Origin of the sequence: Bhargavaea cecembensis, assembly GCF_000826125.2 — a bacterium.
Classification (GTDB): Bacteria; Bacillota; Bacilli; order Bacillales_A; family Planococcaceae; genus Bhargavaea; species Bhargavaea cecembensis_B.
The window spans coordinates 1700760-1718541 of record NZ_LN651373.1 but is presented as its reverse complement, the minus strand read 5'-3'; the positions used below and the strand labels follow the sequence as shown (position 1 = coordinate 1718541).

Genomic DNA, 17782 nt, shown 5'->3' with positions numbered 1-17782 from the left:
CTATATGAAGCGCGCACTCGCCCTGCTGCTCAAGCAGGGCTGAATAACGGAATGAACCGGCCGGGTGCCGGGGATGAATGGAAAAGGGAGGTGCCAAAATGGAAGAGCGCGTCATTTCAGGGGAGATTTCCTCATTCGACGAACGGTTTGAACAGTCGCTCAGGCCGCAGCTGCTCGGCCAGTATATCGGACAGGACCGGGTGAAGCACAACCTCGGCATCTTCATCGAAGCGGCGAAGGGCCGTGAAGAATGTCTCGACCATGTGCTGCTGTACGGGCCTCCGGGACTCGGAAAGACGACGCTCGCCGCGGTCATCGCCAACGAGATGGGGGTCAACTTCCGGACGACGAGCGGGCCGGCGATCGAGCGGCCGGGCGATCTGGCGGCGATCGTCTCCTCGCTCGAGCCGGGGGATGTGCTGTTCATCGACGAAATCCACCGCCTCAGCCGGGCGATAGAGGAAATCCTTTATCCGGCGATGGAAGATTTTTCGCTCGACATCGTCGTCGGCAAAGGCCCGGAGGCGCGTTCGATCCGGCTTGACCTCCCGCCGTTCACGCTGATCGGCGCCACGACGCGCGCCGGATCGCTTTCCGCGCCGCTCCGCGACCGGTTCGGCGTACCGCTGCGCCTTGATTATTATGACCAGGACGCGCTGTCCGAAATCGTCGTCAGGAGCGCGGATATATTTGACGCGCCGATCGACCGGGACGCCGCGGCGGAGCTCGCCATGCGTTCCCGGGGAACCCCGCGGATCGCCAACCGTCTGTTAAAGCGGGTGCGCGACTATGCGCAGGTCCGGGGGAACGGGAGCATCACGCTTCCCATTGCGCAAGAAGCGCTTGAAATGCTCCAGGTCGATTCGAACGGGCTTGATCATATTGACCACAAGCTGCTGACCGCGATGATCGAGCGGTTCCGCGGCGGCCCGGTCGGCCTCGATACGATCGCCGCAAGCATCGGCGAGGAATCCGCCACGATCGAAGACGTGTACGAACCGTATCTGCTGCAGATCGGATTCCTGCAGCGGACGCCGCGCGGGCGGATGGCCACGCCCGCAGCCTATGAACATTTCGGCATGGACATGCCGGAAGACGGAAGAAGGAACCTGTAATGAACATTGAAGACTTTGATTTTCATCTGCCGGAAGAACTGATCGCCCAGACCCCGCTGAAAGACCGGACCAGTTCCCGGCTCATGGTCGTCGACCGGGAAACCGGGCAAGTGGAGGACCGGCAGTTCCCGGATATCCTCGGATACTTGCAGGAAGGCGACTGCCTCGTCTTGAACGATACGAAAGTATTGCCGGCGCGCCTGCTCGGGACAAAGGAAGAGACGGGCGCCGCAATCGAAGTCCTGCTCCTCACCGACAAGGGCGGCGACGAGTGGGAGACGTTGGCAAAGCCGGCGAAGCGGGTGAAGCCCGGCACGGTCGTCACATTCGGCGACGGCCTGCTGAAAGCGGTCTGCACGGGCGTCTCCGATCACGGAGGCCGGACGTTCAAATTCGAGTACGACGGCATCTTCTACGAAGTGCTCGACCGTCTCGGAGAAATGCCGCTGCCGCCGTATATCCACGAAAAACTCGATGACCAGGACCGCTACCAGACCGTCTTCGCACGGGAACGCGGTTCCGCCGCTGCACCGACCGCCGGCCTTCATTTCACCGAGGAATTGCTAGAACGGATCCGCGAGAAAGGCGTGGAGATTGTGTTCATCACACTCCACGTCGGGCTTGGCACGTTCCGCCCGGTGAGCGTCGACTCGATCGAGGAGCATGAAATGCACTCCGAGTACTACAGCGTTTCCGAAGAGGCCGCGTCGTCGATCCGCCGGGTGAAGGCGGCCGGCGGCAGAGTCATCGCTGTCGGGACGACGTCGACCCGGACACTCGAAACGATCGCCTCCGAACACGGCGGGGAAATCGTCGCGGCCGGCGGCTGGACCTCGATCTTCATTTATCCGGGATACGAATACAAGGCGATCGACGGGCTCATCACGAATTTCCACTTGCCAAAGTCGACGCTCATCATGCTCGTCTCCGCACTCGCATCCAAAGAGATCATCCTGGATGCCTACAAGCATGCCGTTGAAGAACAGTACCGATTTTTCAGCTTCGGCGATGCGATGTTCATCAAGCCGACGGATAGGAAAGGAAGAACCGAATGACTCCAGCAGTCACTTACGAACTGATCAAGAAAGACAAGCAGACCGGCGCGCGCCTCGGAATCGTCCACACGCCGCACGGCTCCTTTGAGACGCCGGCGTTCATGCCGGTCGGCACGCAGGCGACCGTCAAGACGATGTCGCCCGAGGAACTGAAGGAAATCGGCGCCGGCATCATCCTGAGCAACACGTATCACCTCTGGCTCCGCCCGGGACATGACATCATCAAGGAAGCCGGCGGGCTGCACAAGTTCATGAACTGGGACCGTCCGATCCTCACCGATTCCGGCGGCTTCCAAGTGTTCTCGCTCAGCGACATGCGGAAAATCGAGGAGGAGGGCGTCCATTTCCGCCATCACCTCGACGGGAGCAAGCTGTTCCTGAGTCCGGAGAAGTCGATGGAGATCCAGAATGCGCTCGGATCGGACATCATGATGGCCTTCGATGAATGCCCGCCTTACCCGGCTTCCCATGACTATATGAAGGCGAGCGTGGAGCGCACGTCCCGCTGGGCGGAACGTTGCCTCACCGCCCATTCCCGGACGGATGACCAGGCGCTGTTCGGCATCGTCCAGGGCGGCGAGTACGAAGACCTGCGCAAACAAAGTGCGGCGGACCTCGTTTCCCTCGACTTCCCGGGCTATGCCATCGGCGGCCTCTCGGTCGGGGAGCCGAAAGACGTCATGAACGAAGTGCTCGGCTTCACGACGCCGCTTCTGCCCGAGAACAAGCCGCGCTACTTGATGGGCGTCGGGTCCCCGGACGCCCTCATCGACGGCTCGATCCGCGGAGTCGACATGTTCGACTGTGTGCTCCCGACCCGCATCGCGCGGAACGGGACGCTCATGACGAGTGAAGGGCGGCTCGTCGTCCGGAACGCGAAATTCGCCCGCGACTTCGGCCCGCTCGACCCGAACTGCGATTGCCACGTATGCAAAAACTACAGCCGCGCGTACATCCGCCACCTCATCAAGGCGGAGGAATCGTTCGGCATCCGGCTCACTTCGTATCACAACCTGTACTTCCTGCTCAATCTGATGGAGCAGGTGCGCCAGGCGATCCGCGAAGACCGGCTCGGCGATTTCCGCGAAGAATTTTTTGAGCAGTACGGCTACAATAAACCGAATGCAAAAAACTTCTGAACCCTGTATACTGAAACCATGCAAGAAAGGGGGAGAATGAATGGAAACATTAGTAGCACTGGCACCGCTGATCCTGATGTTTGCCGTCATGTGGTTCTTCTTGATCCGCCCGGCGCAAAAGCGGCAGAAAAACACACAAAAAATGCAATCTGAACTGAAACGCGGTGATGATGTCGTCACAATCGGCGGCCTCCACGGCACAATCGATGCAGTGGACGACTCGACCGTTTTCCTGAAATGCTCGGATGGCTCCCGCCTGCAATTTGAACGCGCGGCAATCGGCCGTGTCGTCAACGAGGCATAAAAAGAGAAAGCCAACCATAAAAGCTGCACGCCCCCACGGAATCACCTCCGCCGGGCGTGCAGCTTTTTGCTGTGTTTTTTAAAAAGCAGTGAGTCGTCCGCATCTGGTGGTCTGGTCCCTGTCAAGTTTACAGTTGATTCTGTCCGATAAAGATTCAGGCAGCCAACACACTTCCGACCTCGGCAGGAGGCACGCCGTGCTTGAGCTGGAGGCGTTCGTGGTTATAAAAGTAGATATATTCCTCGATGGCAATCCGAAGCTCCTCAAGAGACCGAGGGTCGCCAAAGCAGGCAATCTCAGTTTTGAAGTGACTGAAAAAGCTCTCGATGCATGCATTATCCCAACAGTTGCCGCGCCGTGACATGGACGGTGTCAGGTTCATCGACTGAAGGCGTTTCTGGTATCTCAGGCTCATAAACTGGCTGCCCTGGTCGCTGTGGATAATGGCCTTCTTCCGGTTCCCTTTCACCTTCTCCAGCATCTCGAGCGCTTCCAGGACCAGGCCGGTGTCCTGGTTCGGCCCGTAGGCGAATGCTACGATCGAGTCGTCGTACAGGTCCTTAATGGCGCACAGATAGGTCCAGTGTTCCGTAGGAACGAAAGCGCGCACGTATGTGATATCCACCGAGAATTTCTTCATCGGCTTCGTGGCTTTAAAGTTACGCTTCAAGAGGTTCTGCGCCACCTTCCCCTCTGTACCGCCGTGACGGTACCCTTTGCGGCGAATCCGACATTTGAGCCCATATCGGCGCATGATTCTGGAGATTCGCTTGATATTGACGGTGAGCCCGAACTCTCTCTGGAGCGCCAGCTTGATCCGGCGTCGCCCATAGGTTCCCCGGGACTTGGCGAACACCTTGGAGATATAGTGAAACATCTGCTCATCCTTGAGATCCTGGGCAGAGTGATCCTGCCGCTTCTTCCACTTGGCATAACCCTGCCGGGAGACATCCGACGCCTCCGCGAGGAGGGAGACCGAAAAGGTGTCCTTATTCAGGTCGATGAACAGGAAACTATCTTGTTTGCTTAACACCCCCTTTTCAGATCCAAGAGCTTTTTTAAGAGGAGGATCTCCGCCTTCTGCAGTTCAATCAGAGCATCCTTCTCATCCGACGGTTTCCGGCCATTCTTGCCCCTGGCGTCATGCAAAGCCTCGAAGCCATCCATCTCCACTTTTTCGACCCAGCGTCGGATCGTCCGATCCGAGACATTGTACGAAAGAGCCAACTCCTCAGTGGAAGAGCCTTCAAAAAATTCCTCCACTGCTTTCACTTTTATATCGTAATCCCGCTTCTGGTTCATTTTTCGGCACCCCTTTTCGTTACTCCTAGTGTGACAGAATCAAGGTGTAAACTCTAAGGGGACCATATCATCGGCTTGAGTCGTCCGCATCGGGCCTCAAGTCGTCCAGGTTTTATTTTCCAGGAGTGGGCCGGCCGGATGGACTCACTCGCCTGATGAAAGCCTGATGAAAGATGCCCTCCACGCTCCCTCCGATCACACTCGCACTGCCTCCGTTGACACTCGCCCCTTCTCCGATCACACTCGCCCCTTCTCCGATAACACTCACCCCGAAAAAGTGCACTCCCTCACCGCCTGCCGCATGTTTTTCATCCGATACATCCATACTGTCAGGGGAAAGGTGGTCGTGCGGGTGGAAGATTTTCTGACGGTCGTGTGGAGAACGATTTTCCTGTATGTGCTTATTATCATTGTGCTCCGCCTGATGGGGAAGCGGGAGCTCGGGCAGCTGAGCGTGATTGATCTGGTCATTTCGGTCCTCATTGCGGAGGTGGCGGCGTTTGCGCTGGATGATCCGGATTCCAGCTTGTTCCTGTCCGTCGTGCCGATCCTGCTTCTCCTGATCATCCAGGTGACGGCTTCGTTCATCTCGCTAAAGAGCAAGAAGTTCCGGGATGTGGTGGACGGGGATCCGGCGGTGATCATCCGTGAAGGCGTGATCGATGAGACCGAGATGCGCAAGCAGCGGTATAATCTGGACGACCTGCTCCAGCAGCTCCGCGAGCAGCAGGTCGGTTCGGTGACCGAGGTGGAATACGCGATTCTGGAGCCTTCCGGAAATCTGTCGGTGTTCAAGAAGGACGGCAGCCCGCCGATCCTCCCGCTCATCACCGACGGCTTCGTTCAGGACACCCACTTGATGCTGATCGGAAAAAGCAGGGACTGGCTGTTCGAGGAAATCAAAAAATCGGGATATGCCGAGCCCGATCATATCTTCTTCTGCTCGCTTGAAGCCGAAGGACTGCATATCCAGGCGAAAAAAACCGGCTGATCCCGTCCTTGCCGCCGTCTCGCCGCACCGCGGTCAAAACCGCTTGGCGAGCTTTCGGAGCATGCGCAGGTCGGAAAGCCGGAAATAGCGGAACAGGAACAGCAGTGCGATGAGGAAGCCGGACGTGACGGCGATGTCTCCGAGCATGCCGAATGGCACTTCCTCGATCAGGAGCGGCCTTGCCGCGGCCGTGATGATGAAGCTCACATACGGGATGACGAACATCGAAAAGCCGGATGACGCCTCCCGCTTGCGCCTTAGGGTGGCGATGTGGAGGAATGATGTGACAAGCACGCCGAAGCCGATCGCCATGACGGCCCCCGCTTCCTGCAGACCGGGCTGCGAGGCGAGCACGAACATGACCGCGAGCTTGCCGATGCCGCCGTAGACCGAGTTCATCATCGCCGCCTTCGCCTCCTGCATCGCCTGGAGAATCGAATGGAGCGGCCCCTGGATATAGTAGAAGAAGAAAATCGGTGCCAGCATGAGCATGTAGGCCCCGCCGTCGGAAATATGGAACAGCTTGACGGCGAGCTCTTCCCCGTGGAGGAAAAAGACGGCCGCCGCGATGCTGCCGGTGATGGCCGACACGCGGAGGGAGAGGTGGATCCGCTCCCTCAGCAGGCGGATATCATTCACAGCCGCCGCGCCCGAGACGGCCGGCACGAGCACGACGGAAAGGGCGTTCGGGATGAAGGCCGGGAACAGCAGCAGCGGGATCAGCACGCCTGAGATAACCCCGTAGAGCGAGGTGGCGGCCACGACGCCGACGCCCGCCATGCCGAGCGCCCAGATGAAGACGATCGGCTCAAGGAACCAGGTGAATGAGCCGAACAGACGGCTCCCGGAAGACGGCAGCGACACGGACAGAAGCGGCCGGAGCGGATACTGGCCGGCAGGCGGCTTCGGGTTGCGCCGTTTGACTTGGCGGTATTTGATCCACAGGTAGGCGAGCGTCGCCAGCTCGGCGCCTCCGGTGATCGCCATGGCGATGCCGGCGGTGAATGCGGGACTTGAAGGATCGGCCAGAATCGGAAGAAGCCAGCTGATGAGCGCGATCCGGACGGTCTGCTCCAAAATCTGCGACCAGGCCGTCTCTTCGATCCTCGCAATGCCCTGAAAGTAGCCGCGGATGAGTCCGGACGCGGTGGCGACAGGAAGGGCGGCGAGGGAGATGTAGAGCACGATGGACGTTTCGGGATTGCCGAGCAGCTTGCCCGCAAGCGGCGGAATGAGCAGGATGAACACCGGGATCAGGACGATGGAAGCCGCAACCGACAGGACGGCGGACGTCCGCATGACCTGGATCTGCCTGCTCCGTTCGCCGCGGGCCTGGAGTTCCGCCACGACCTTCGCCACCCCGATCGGAAGCCCGAGCTGGATCAGCGCCAGGAAGAAGATGAATGCCGGATAGGCGGTCATATACGTTCCGACCGCTTCTTCGCCGGCGGTCCTCATGAACTGCATCCGGTAGACGAATCCGAAGAACTTCGAAAGGAACACCGCGCCCATCAGCACGAGCGTGCCTCTGAAAAATGATGACAACTGACCACATCCTTCTCATGTTGGCCGAAATCCATTACAATATCCGTATGCGGGCGAACGAGCCCTTACGACTCGGAAAGGCGGGGAGACGATGTCCGATACCCTGGACGCGGCACAGTTCGAGCTGTTGAAGCCGGCACTTGCCAGCAAGGCGGATGAATTCCGGATCTACGATTACGGCGCCATCGCGGAAGAAGATCTATGGGCATACTGCGTGAAAAAGTTATGGAAGAAGAAAGATCCGGCAACGTTGCCGATCCATGAACTGGTCGGAGAGATCCTGTCGATCTCTCCGGCGAACTTCATGACCCACTCACAGGTGGAAGGACTGAGGGAAGCATCGTCAAACGGGCCCTTTGCCGGACTGGACGAAGAGGAATTCCGGGAACTGCTCTCGCCGGGCGGGCGGGGTCCGGGCGGTGCAGATCCCCGCTAAACTGAATTGACACGGTTTGCAACGTGTTCCATAATGGAACTGTTGCTTTTTTTGTGCGTCCTATATCCGTATTCAAGTATAGAAAGACGCCTTCGTGCTGCAAATGAATAGGGGGAACCAGAATGAAAACAAGAGGGCGCATCGTCGCTTTTCTACTATTGCTGCTGCTGTTTGCCGGAACGATCGGTGGAACGGCGAAGCAGGTTGCAAAAGATGTCAGCCTCGGCCTCGACCTGCAGGGCGGATTCGAGGTTCTGTACCAGGTCGAGCCGCTCCGGGACGGCCAGAAGATCACGGAGGACGTCGTTGCCGACACCGCCCGTGCACTGACGAACCGGATCGACGTTCTCGGGGTCAGCGAACCGAGCATCCAGATCGAATCCGGCAACCGGATCCGCGTCCAGCTGGCCGGGATCGAGGACCAGGAATCGGCCCGGGAAATGCTTTCGACGCAGGCCAACCTGACGTTCCGCGACACGAACGACCGGCTTCTGCTCGACGGCGATGACCTTGTCGCCGGCGGTGCCAAGTCGACGTTCAACGACCAGGGACAGCCGATCGTCACGCTGAAGATGAAGGATGCCTCGAAATTCGGCGAAATCACGTCGGAGATCAAGGAAATGTATCCGAACAACCAGCTCGTCATCTGGCTCGACTTTGAAGAGGGCGTCGATTCATTCGCCGAGGAAGTCAAGAAACCGGATCCGAAGTTCATTTCGGCTCCGAACGTCAGCCAGACGATCATGTCGTCGGATGTCGAGATTTCCGGTTCATTCACCGTGGATGAGACGAAGCAGCTCGCAGGCATCCTGAACGCGGGTGCGCTTCCGGTCAAGCTCGATGAAATCTATTCGACTTCCGTCGGTGCGCAGTTCGGTGAACAGGCACTCAACAAGACCGTCTTCGCCGCAGCTATCGGCATCGGGCTCGTTCTCCTGTTCATGCTGGTGTACTACCGGGTCGCCGGTTTCGTCGCAGCGGTCACGCTGTCCGTCTACGTGTTCCTCGTCCTCGTCGTCTTCAACCTGCTGAACGGGGTCCTGACGCTTCCGGGCATCGCAGCCGTCGTGCTCGGGGTCGGGATGGCAGTGGATGCGAACATCCTGACGTACGAGCGGATCCGGGAGGAACTCCGGATCGGGGGAACGGTCAAAGAGGCCTTCCGTGCCGGATCCAGGTCGTCGTTCACGGCGATCCTCGATGCGAACGTGACGACGCTTCTCGCGGCCGTCGTGCTCTTCATCTTCGGGACGAGCTCCGTCAAAGGGTTCGCGACGATGCTCATCCTGTCGATCCTGCTCAGCTTCCTGACAGCTGTATGGGGTTCACGGATGCTGCTCGGACTTCTCGTCCACAGCAACATCCTGGACGGCAAGCCGGGAGCATTCGGTCTTTCAAGAAAAATGATCCATCCGAAATCAGAGCATCTGGATGTACTGGAACTCACCACACGCTTTGACCGGTTGGATTTTGCCAACAACCGCCGCAAGTTCTTTACAATCTCGATCGGCCTGCTGGTCGCCGGCGCCATCATCCTCGGCGTGTTCAAGCTGAACCTTGGCATCGACTTCTCGCAGGGTACGCGGGTGGAAGTCCTTTCCGACAATCCGCTGACGATCGAGGAAGTGGAAGCGTCTCTTGACGAAGCCGGCCATCCGGCGGACGATGTACTCGTCTCCGGCGACAACAAGGATATTGCGGTCATCCGCTATAAAGAGGATTTCTCGCAGGAAGAGATCAACAAGCTGAAGTCCGACCTGAGCGCGGAATACGGCCACGATCCGAACGTCAGCACCGTGTCCCCGACAGTCGGCCGCGAACTCGCGGAAAATGCCGTCAAGGCGCTTGCCATCGCGATGATCGGGATCATCATCTATGTCGCATTCCGATTCGAATGGCGGATGGGCGTCGCCTCGATCGTCTCGCTTCTTCATGATGCGTTCTTCATGATCGCGCTGTTCAGCTTCCTGAGGCTTGAGGTCGACATTACGTTCATCGCGGCGATCCTGACGATCGTCGGGTACTCGATCAACGATACGATCGTCACATTCGACCGGATCCGCGAGAACCTCCACAAGATGAAGAAGATCGAGACCGAGGAAGACCTGGCGAACGTCGTGAACAAGTCGCTCCGCCAGACGCTCGGCCGGTCGGTCAACACCGTCTTCACCGTGCTGGTCGTCGTCCTCGCGCTCATGCTGTTCGGAGCGGAGTCGATCCGGAACTTCTCGATCGCGCTCTTCGCCGGCCTCATTGCGGGTACGTACTCGTCGATCTTCATCGCCGCCCAGCTCTGGCTCGTGCTGAAAAAGCGGGAGATCAAGAAAAAGGGCTCACTCGATGTCCAGAAAAAAGAACGGGAATGGGGCTCGGACGAACCAGTCGTCTGATCCGGTTTCTGTATAGGGGAAGACAGGGTATACGCATTGTATATCCTGTCTTTTTCTATGGACGGAAAGGAGGAACCCATTGAGATTCCAATGGACCCTGCTGCTCGGCCTCGTATTCGCCATCATTGTCGCCTGGTTCGCCATCGTCAACGTGGAGGCCGTGCCGGTGAACTACGTGTTCGGTACGGCGGATTGGCCGCTCATCCTCGTCATCCTCGCCTCGGCGCTTCTTGGTGCCGCGGCAAGCGGCCTCGTGGCGATGTTCCGGTCGGTCGTGGCGCAGCGGAAGATCAAAAGCCTCGAAAAAGAAGTGAACGAGAAAGAACTGAAGATCGCCGACCAGCAAAACGAAATCGCCGAACTCCAGCACTACGCCTCCGTCTTCGCCGACTCGGAAGCGGACAGGCGCGCCCCGGCCGGCGACGAAAGCCCAGACACGCTTTAAAACAGCATTACCTTTCAATGAAACAGAGCTGCCATCCGGATTTTTTCCGGCGGCGGCTCTGTTTTGATCCGGCCGGTAAACGCGGGACGCGCCCGCTGCGGGGGTGCTATAATAGACTGCAAGGAAGTGATGAAATGATTGAATCAATGAAGAGATGGAGGACCCCGAAATCAGGCGACGGAGCCGAAAAGCTGCTTGCCGACTCTCTCGGACTGTCGCCGATCGCGGCGAAAGTGCTGGCGGCGCGGGGCTTTACGGATCCCGCCGAAGCGTCCGAGTTCATCAACATGGACACGGGAAGCTGGCATGATCCCTTCCTCATGAAAGACATGGACATCGCAGTTGAACTGATCAAAAAACATATCCGCCAGGGAAGCCGGATTGCTGTATATGGAGACTACGATGCGGACGGAGTAACGAGCACGTCGGTCATGATGAAGGCGCTCGAATCCATCGGCGCCGACGCATTCTATGCAATACCGAACCGATTTAAACATGGCTACGGACCGAACGCCGATCTGTTCACCGAGATCTACGAGAAGGGTGCGTCGCTCATCGTGACGGTCGACAACGGCATATCCGGCAACGAGCCGATCGCCGCGGCGAAACGACTTGGCATGGATGTCATCGTCACGGACCACCACGAGCCGGGAGAGTCCCTGCCGGAAGCGGATGCGATCATCCATCCGCGCCATCCGGAAGGCGATTATCCGTTCGGCGAGCTGGCCGGGGTCGGCGTGGCGCTGAAAGTCGCCCATGCCCTGACCGGCGACTTCCCGGCCGATTCGCTTTACCTCGGCGCCATCGGGACGGTCGCGGACCTCGTTCCGCTGAAAGATGAAAACCGCCTGATCGTCAAAATGGGGCTGGAGAAGCTCCGACGGACCGGCGAGCAGTCGATCAAGGCGCTCTGCAAAGTGGCGGACGTGGCGCAGCCGAACATCGACGAAGAGACGATCGGCTTTGCGTTCGGTCCGCGCATCAATGCGCTCGGCCGGCTTGGCGACGCCGATCCGGCCGTCCGCATGTTCCTCACGGACGATCCGGCCGAGGCGTCCATGCTGGCGTCCTCGCTCGATGACCGGAACCGCGAGCGCCAGAAAATGGTCGCCGCCATCGCGGATGAAGCGATCACCTGGGTCGAAGATACATACGGCGATGCAATCCCCCATGTGCTCACGGTGGCGGGAGAAGGATGGAACCCCGGCGTTGTCGGCATCGTGGCGTCGAAGCTGACCGAGCGGTATTACCGCCCGTCGCTCGTGCTGTCGCTCGACCGGGAAAAAGGGATTGCCAAAGGATCGGCGCGCAGCATCGAAGGGTTCCATCTTTATCAGGAACTGGCCAAAAATGCCGAACTGATCCCGCATTTCGGGGGGCACCCGATGGCCGCCGGCCTGACCTTGCCGATCGAGAACGTGGAAACGCTCCGCGAGAACCTGATCCGCCAGGGGGAAGAGACCCTGACGGACGAAGACCTCGTTCCAGTGCTCGAAATCGACGTCCGGCTGTCTTTGGACGAGGTCGACATCCCGTCGATCGAATCGTTGCGCGAACTTGCGCCGTTTGGGATCGGATTCTCAAAGCCCGTCTACGGACTTGCCGGTCTGTCCGTTGAATCAAGCCGCAAGATCGGGGCGATGAAGAACCACCTGAAGCTCACTGTCACGGATGGCCATTCACAGCTGGATGTTGTCGGCTTCGGACTCGGCCATATCGAGGACGAGCTCACGCCGGATGCGAAGATCAGCCTGGCGGGGGATCTGCAGATCAATGAATGGAACGGCCGGAAAAAACCGCAGCTCCTTTTGAAAGACTTGAAGTCATCCGGCTGGCAGCTGTTTGACGTGCGCGGCGAGCGGGTGCTGTCCCGCTGGATGCCGTCGATTCCCGCAGATGCACTGTTTATCGCATTCCGAAAAGAAAATGCCGCAAAATTCAGGGCCGATACCGGCAAGGACATCCTGATCTGCAGCCAGATTGAGCCGACTGACGCCAAGTCGGTCGTGCTGCTCGACCTTCCGGAAACGCTCGAGGAGCTGGAAGGGCTCCTCGGATCCTGCTCTCCTGCGCGCGTCTATGCGCATTTCCACGTGCCCGAGTCCCGGTACTTCATGGGCCTTCCGGACAGGAAGCAGTTCGGCTGGTATTACACTTTCCTGAAGCAGCGGGGGAGCCTGCACGTCATGCGGGAAGCGGAGCGCCTGGCGAAACACCGGGGCCTGAGCCGTGATACAATAATTTTCATGACAAAGGTGTTTTTCGAGCTCGGGTTTGTTACAATGGAGAACGGGTTTGCCGTCTGCGTCCCTGACCCGCCGAAGCGGGATCTCTCGGAATCGGAGAGCTATCAGGGCCTGGAGCGGCAGATCGGGATNCGCTCGACCGGGAAAAAGGGATTGCCAAAGGATCGGCGCGCAGCATCGAAGGGTTCCATCTTTATCAGGAACTGGCCAAAAATGCCGAACTGATCCCGCATTTCGGGGGGCACCCGATGGCCGCCGGCCTGACCTTGCCGATCGAGAACGTGGAAACGCTCCGCGAGAACCTGATCCGCCAGGGGGAAGAGACCCTGACGGACGAAGACCTCGTTCCAGTGCTCGAAATCGACGTCCGGCTGTCTTTGGACGAGGTCGACATCCCGTCGATCGAATCGTTGCGCGAACTTGCGCCGTTTGGGATCGGATTCTCAAAGCCCGTCTACGGACTTGCCGGTCTGTCCGTTGAATCAAGCCGCAAGATCGGGGCGATGAAGAACCACCTGAAGCTCACTGTCACGGATGGCCATTCACAGCTGGATGTTGTCGGCTTCGGACTCGGCCATATCGAGGACGAGCTCACGCCGGATGCGAAGATCAGCCTGGCGGGGGATCTGCAGATCAATGAATGGAACGGCCGGAAAAAACCGCAGCTCCTTTTGAAAGACTTGAAGTCATCCGGCTGGCAGCTGTTTGACGTGCGCGGCGAGCGGGTGCTGTCCCGCTGGATGCCGTCGATTCCCGCAGATGCACTGTTTATCGCATTCCGAAAAGAAAATGCCGCAAAATTCAGGGCCGATACCGGCAAGGACATCCTGATCTGCAGCCAGATTGAGCCGACTGACGCCAAGTCGGTCGTGCTGCTCGACCTTCCGGAAACGCTCGAGGAGCTGGAAGGGCTCCTCGGATCCTGCTCTCCTGCGCGCGTCTATGCGCATTTCCACGTGCCCGAGTCCCGGTACTTCATGGGCCTTCCGGACAGGAAGCAGTTCGGCTGGTATTACACTTTCCTGAAGCAGCGGGGGAGCCTGCACGTCATGCGGGAAGCGGAGCGCCTGGCGAAACACCGGGGCCTGAGCCGTGATACAATAATTTTCATGACAAAGGTGTTTTTCGAGCTCGGGTTTGTTACAATGGAGAACGGGTTTGCCGTCTGCGTCCCTGACCCGCCGAAGCGGGATCTCTCGGAATCGGAGAGCTATCAGGGCCTGGAGCGGCAGATCGGGATCGAACAGGCATTGCTATATTCGCCTTACATGGAATTACGGCGGGTCATCGGCGCCATCTTGGACGCTCCGGACACCGCCCGGGAGGAGCAGCAACTATGGATTTAAAAGAATATGTGACAATTGTGGATGATTATCCGAAACCGGGGATCAGCTTCAAAGACATCACGACGATCATGGACAACGGGCCGGTCTATAAATACGCCACCGACCAGATCGTGGAATATGCAAAGCAGGTCGGCGCCGAGATCATCGTCGGCCCGGAAGCCCGCGGATTCATCATCGGGTGCCCGGTCGCCTACGCGCTCGAAATCGGCTTCGCGCCGGTACGCAAGGAAGGGAAACTTCCGCGGGAGACGATCAAAGTCGAATACGGCCTGGAATACGGCAAGGATGTCCTGACGCTCCATAAAGATGCCATCAAGCCGGGACAGCGTGTCCTCGTCATCGATGACCTGCTCGCCACCGGCGGCACGGTCGAAGCGACGGTGGACCTTGTCGAACAGCTCGGCGGCGTCGTGGCGGGCTGCGCGTTCCTCATCGAACTCGGTTATCTGAACGGCCGGGAGAAGCTGAAAGGCTACGACATCCACGCACTGATCAAATACTGAGCATTGCATCCCTCCGGAACGTTCCGGGGGGATTTTTGAAAATAAAAGCGTATTTTTGCAAACTGCGCTTTTTTTTATTAAAATAATATTATTCGACAGAAATAATGTACGGAAGGAAGGTGGACGGTTTGGCGAAAAATACGGTGATGACGGTGGAAGATGTTTTCGCTTCCGTCGCTTCCTATATGAATGAAGACCATGTCCGCTTCGTGAAAGAGGCCTACGAGGTCGCGGAGAAGGCGCACCGCGGCCAGACGAGGAGTTCCGGCGAGCCGTACATCACGCATCCGGTGCAGGTTGCCGGCATTCTGGCGGATCTGCAGATGGACCCGGAAACGGTCGCTGCCGGATTCCTCCACGACGTCGTGGAAGACACGCCCGTCACAAGGGATGAACTGGTCGGGAGATTCGGCGAGGAAGTGGCCATGCTGGTCGACGGCGTGACCAAGCTCGACAAGCTGAAATATATGTCCAAAGAAGAAAAACAGGCGGAAAACCACCGCAAGATGTTCATCGCGATGGCCCAGGATATCCGGGTCATCCTCATCAAGCTGGCCGACCGCCTGCACAATATGCGCACGCTCAAGTTCACGAGCCCGGAAAAACAGCGCCGGGTGTCGGCGGAAACCTTGGAGATTTTCGCGCCACTGGCACACCGGCTCGGGATTTCCAAGATCAAGTGGGAGCTCGAGGATACGGCCCTCCGCTACCTTAATCCGCAGCAATATTACCGAATCGTCAACTTGATGAAGCGCAAACGGACCGAGCGCGAAGCCTATCTGGACAAAGTGATGGAACAGATCCGCGAAGAGCTCGGCGAAGTGAGCATCAAGGCCGAGCTGTCCGGCCGGCCGAAGCATATTTACAGCATTTACCGGAAGATGGCGCTCCAGAACAAGCAGTTCAATGAAATCTACGACCTCCTGGCCGTCCGGATCATGGTCGCGAGCATCAAAGACTGCTACGCGGTCCTCGGCATCATCCACACGCTCTGGAAGCCGATGCCCGGACGTTTCAAGGACTATATCGCCATGCCGAAACAGAACCTGTACCAATCCCTCCACACGACGGTCGTCGGACCCCAGGGAGATCCGCTCGAAGTCCAGATCCGGACTGAGGAAATGCACCGCATTGCGGAATTTGGGGTGGCGGCCCACTGGGCGTACAAGGAAGGGAAGAACGTCCAGGAGAACCGGGACACGCTTGATTCGAAGCTGACCTGGTTCCGGGAGATCCTCGATTTCCAGAACGAGTCGTCGAATGCCGAGGAGTTCATGGAATCGCTGAAATACGATCTGTTTTCCGACATGGTCTATGTGTTCACGCCGCAGGGCGATGTCCTTGAGCTTCGTGCGGATTCGGTGCCGATCGACTTCGCCTACCGGGTCCACTCCGAAGTCGGCAACAAGATGATCGGCGCCAAGGTGAACGGCAAGATCGTGCCGCTCGACACGAAGCTGAACACCGGCGACATCGTCGAAATCCTGACGTCCAAGCAATCATTCGGACCGAGCCGCGACTGGCTGAAGATCGCCAACACTTCCCAGGCGAAAAACAAGATCAAGCAGTTCTTCAAAAAGCAGCTGCGCGATGAAAACATCATCAAGGGCCGCGAGCTGATCGAGCAGGAGCTGAAAAACCGCGGTCTCGAGAAAAAAGAAGTGCTCACCGAGGAAAACGTCCGGCGGGTGTGCGAGAAATTCAACTTCGCGAGCGAGGAAGACATGCACGCGGCGGTCGGCTTCAACGGCATCACCGTCCAGCAGATCGTCAACCGCCTGACGGAGAAGATCCGCAAAGAGAAAGAGGCCGAAGAGCGCCTCGTCAAGATCAACCAGGACATGGCCGCCGCCCAGCCGAGACAGGAAACCGGATCCGGCGTCGTTGTTCCGGGCATCGACAACCTGCTCATCCGCCTATCCCGGTGCTGCAGCCCGGTCCCCGGCGACGAAATCGTCGGCTACATCACGAAGGGGCGTGGAGTCTCCGTCCACCGGTCGGACTGCCCGAACATCGCCCAGGACGACAGCGAAAGCCGTCTCATCGATGTGGAGTGGGCCAACGGAGCGGCCGGCAAGCCGATGGAGTACCAGGTCGACATCGAGATCTCCGGCTTCGACCGTCCCGGTCTTCTGAATGAAGTCATGCACATCGTCAACGACCTGAAAACAGTCATCTCCGCCGTAAGCGCAAAGGGCGACAAGAACAAGATCGCGACGATCAACATGACGCTCATGATCACCAACATCACGCACCTGCACCGGATCGTCGAACGCATCAAGCAGATCCGGGACATCTATTACGTCCAGCGGGTCACGAACTGACAGGGGGAGACCGCCATGAAAGTCGTCATCCAGAGAAGCCGGGAAGCGTCCGTCCAAGTCGGCGGGGAAGTGACCGGCGAGATTGAGGGCGGGTATGTCCTGCTCGTCGGCATCACGCACTCCGACACCGAAGAGGACATCCGCTACGTCGCTTCGAAAATTGCGAACCTCCGGCTGTTCGAAGACGAAGACGGCAAGATGAACCGCTCGATCCTCGATTCCGGCGGCAGCATCCTGTCGGTGTCCCAGTTCACGCTTTACGCGGACACCCGGAGAGGGAGGCGCCCCGGATTCACCGACGCCGCGCGCCCGGAACAGGCAGAACCCCTCTGGGAGCGGTTCAACGAAGAACTCCGGTCGCTCGGCCTCCGGGTCGAGACCGGCGTATTCGGCGCCATGATGGACGTCCGCCTCGTCAACGACGGCCCCGTCACCGTCATCGTCGAATCAAAACCGAAAGAATGAAACGGTGTTCCCGGGCTAACTTGGGAACACCGTTTTTCTGTAAACCCGGCCGGCTCGAGGAGATGCGTCCGGCTCAGCATGAAATCCGGCCCGAATGCGCCTAAAATGCGCCGATTCTCCAGGTGGAGAAATAAACCTGGACGACTCAAGACCGGATGCGTCCGACTCGGACCGAA

The 17782-nt window shown here is 58.5% G+C and carries 15 protein-coding genes and 2 pseudogenes; 14 read left to right on the top strand and 3 right to left on the bottom strand.

What is annotated here, in order from left to right; translation table 11 throughout:
- The first annotated feature begins 98 nt into the window (after window positions 1-98).
- From ruvB to yajC, 4 genes are read left to right on the top strand one after another with little or no spacing between them, the layout of a single operon-like run.
- Complete coding sequence (gene ruvB, locus BN1189_RS13980) at window positions 99-1115, top strand: Holliday junction branch migration DNA helicase RuvB (RefSeq protein ID WP_040228912.1); 1017 nt, start codon at window positions 99-101, stop codon at window positions 1113-1115.
- Window positions 1115-2170 (top strand): tRNA preQ1(34) S-adenosylmethionine ribosyltransferase-isomerase QueA, encoded by a 1056-nt coding sequence (queA, locus tag BN1189_RS13975; protein ID WP_040228911.1) that lies wholly within the window; start codon window positions 1115-1117, stop codon window positions 2168-2170. Before ruvB ends, queA begins: the two co-directional genes overlap by 1 nt.
- The gene (gene tgt, locus BN1189_RS13970) at window positions 2167-3309 is read left to right on the top strand and encodes a tRNA guanosine(34) transglycosylase Tgt (RefSeq protein ID WP_040228910.1); all 1143 of its coding nucleotides are present in this window, start codon (window positions 2167-2169) and stop codon (window positions 3307-3309) included. Before queA ends, tgt begins: the two co-directional genes overlap by 4 nt.
- Window positions 3310-3349: 40 nt before the next feature.
- Entirely contained in the window at window positions 3350-3613 is a 264-nt protein-coding gene (yajC, locus tag BN1189_RS13965; protein WP_040228909.1) for a preprotein translocase subunit YajC, read from the top strand.
- Window positions 3614-3767: 154 nt separating this feature from the next.
- Here yajC and BN1189_RS13960 read toward each other — a convergent pair whose 3' ends face one another.
- Entirely contained in the window at window positions 3768-4646 is an 879-nt protein-coding gene (locus tag BN1189_RS13960) for an IS3 family transposase (protein ID WP_052455554.1), read from the bottom strand.
- Window positions 4640-4915, bottom strand: coding sequence for a helix-turn-helix domain-containing protein (locus tag BN1189_RS13955; protein WP_040224721.1), 276 nt, complete (start codon window positions 4913-4915; stop codon window positions 4640-4642). The genes BN1189_RS13960 and BN1189_RS13955 overlap by 7 nt, the downstream gene beginning before the upstream one ends.
- 352 nt (window positions 4916-5267) lie before the next feature.
- On the opposite strand from BN1189_RS13955, the gene BN1189_RS13950 reads away from it, so the two are divergent.
- A complete protein-coding gene (locus BN1189_RS13950; RefSeq protein ID WP_040228929.1) occupies window positions 5268-5906 on the top strand; it encodes a DUF421 domain-containing protein in 639 nt (212 codons plus the stop codon).
- Between the two features lie 33 nt (window positions 5907-5939).
- Here BN1189_RS13950 and BN1189_RS13945 read toward each other — a convergent pair whose 3' ends face one another.
- Entirely contained in the window at window positions 5940-7451 is a 1512-nt protein-coding gene (locus BN1189_RS13945; RefSeq protein ID WP_040228908.1) for a putative polysaccharide biosynthesis protein, read from the bottom strand.
- Between the two features lie 91 nt (window positions 7452-7542).
- Here BN1189_RS13945 and BN1189_RS13940 point away from each other — a divergent pair, with 91 nt between their 5' ends.
- From BN1189_RS13940 to dtd, 9 genes and pseudogenes are all read left to right on the top strand, one after another.
- Window positions 7543-7887, top strand: coding sequence for a post-transcriptional regulator (locus BN1189_RS13940; RefSeq protein ID WP_052455875.1), 345 nt, complete (start codon window positions 7543-7545; stop codon window positions 7885-7887).
- 122 nt (window positions 7888-8009) lie between these two features.
- Complete coding sequence (secDF, locus tag BN1189_RS13935) at window positions 8010-10277, top strand: protein translocase subunit SecDF (protein ID WP_040228907.1); 2268 nt, start codon at window positions 8010-8012, stop codon at window positions 10275-10277.
- A gap of 79 nt (window positions 10278-10356) precedes the next feature.
- On the top strand, window positions 10357-10722 hold the full coding sequence (locus tag BN1189_RS13930) for a LapA family protein (RefSeq protein ID WP_052455874.1): 366 nt from the start codon (window positions 10357-10359) through the stop codon (window positions 10720-10722).
- 17 nt (window positions 10723-10739) lie between these two features.
- Window positions 10740-13082: pseudogene (gene recJ, locus BN1189_RS13925) on the top strand (single-stranded-DNA-specific exonuclease RecJ); the annotation flags it as partial.
- A pseudogene (locus BN1189_RS16905) lies at window positions 13061-13216 on the top strand (hypothetical protein); the annotation flags it as partial. The pseudogenes recJ and BN1189_RS16905, both read left to right, overlap by 22 nt.
- Window positions 13217-14314, top strand: coding sequence for a single-stranded-DNA-specific exonuclease C-terminal domain-containing protein (locus BN1189_RS13920; protein WP_052455873.1), 1098 nt, complete (start codon window positions 13217-13219; stop codon window positions 14312-14314).
- Complete coding sequence (locus BN1189_RS13915) at window positions 14305-14817, top strand: adenine phosphoribosyltransferase (RefSeq protein ID WP_040228906.1); 513 nt, start codon at window positions 14305-14307, stop codon at window positions 14815-14817. Before BN1189_RS13920 ends, BN1189_RS13915 begins: the two co-directional genes overlap by 10 nt.
- A 128-nt stretch (window positions 14818-14945) precedes the next feature.
- Window positions 14946-17141: a RelA/SpoT family protein gene (locus BN1189_RS13910; protein WP_040228905.1), complete on the top strand. Its 2196-nt coding sequence runs from the start codon at window positions 14946-14948 to the stop codon at window positions 17139-17141.
- Window positions 17142-17156: 15 nt separating this feature from the next.
- On the top strand, window positions 17157-17606 hold the full coding sequence (gene dtd / locus BN1189_RS13905; protein ID WP_040228904.1) for a D-aminoacyl-tRNA deacylase: 450 nt from the start codon (window positions 17157-17159) through the stop codon (window positions 17604-17606).
- Window positions 17607-17782: the final 176 nt, after the last annotated feature.

Bases quoted from the DNA above. Each gene is read 5' to 3' on its own strand.
- BN1189_RS13915 (WP_040228906.1), top strand. From the start codon at position 14,305: ATGGATTTAAAAGAATATGTGACAATTGTGGATGATTATCCGAAACCG.
- BN1189_RS13955 (WP_040224721.1), bottom strand. From the start codon at position 4,915: ATGAACCAGAAGCGGGATTACGATATAAAAGTGAAAGCAGTGGAGGAA.
- BN1189_RS13920 (WP_052455873.1), top strand. From the start codon at position 13,217: ATGGCCGCCGGCCTGACCTTGCCGATCGAGAACGTGGAAACGCTCCGC.
- ruvB (WP_040228912.1), top strand. From the start codon at position 99: ATGGAAGAGCGCGTCATTTCAGGGGAGATTTCCTCATTCGACGAACGG.
- BN1189_RS13940 (WP_052455875.1), top strand. From the start codon at position 7,543: ATGTCCGATACCCTGGACGCGGCACAGTTCGAGCTGTTGAAGCCGGCA.
- yajC (WP_040228909.1), top strand. From the start codon at position 3,350: ATGGAAACATTAGTAGCACTGGCACCGCTGATCCTGATGTTTGCCGTC.
- tgt (WP_040228910.1), top strand. From the start codon at position 2,167: ATGACTCCAGCAGTCACTTACGAACTGATCAAGAAAGACAAGCAGACC.
- queA (WP_040228911.1), top strand. From the start codon at position 1,115: ATGAACATTGAAGACTTTGATTTTCATCTGCCGGAAGAACTGATCGCC.
- secDF (WP_040228907.1), top strand. From the start codon at position 8,010: ATGAAAACAAGAGGGCGCATCGTCGCTTTTCTACTATTGCTGCTGCTG.
- dtd (WP_040228904.1), top strand. From the start codon at position 17,157: ATGAAAGTCGTCATCCAGAGAAGCCGGGAAGCGTCCGTCCAAGTCGGC.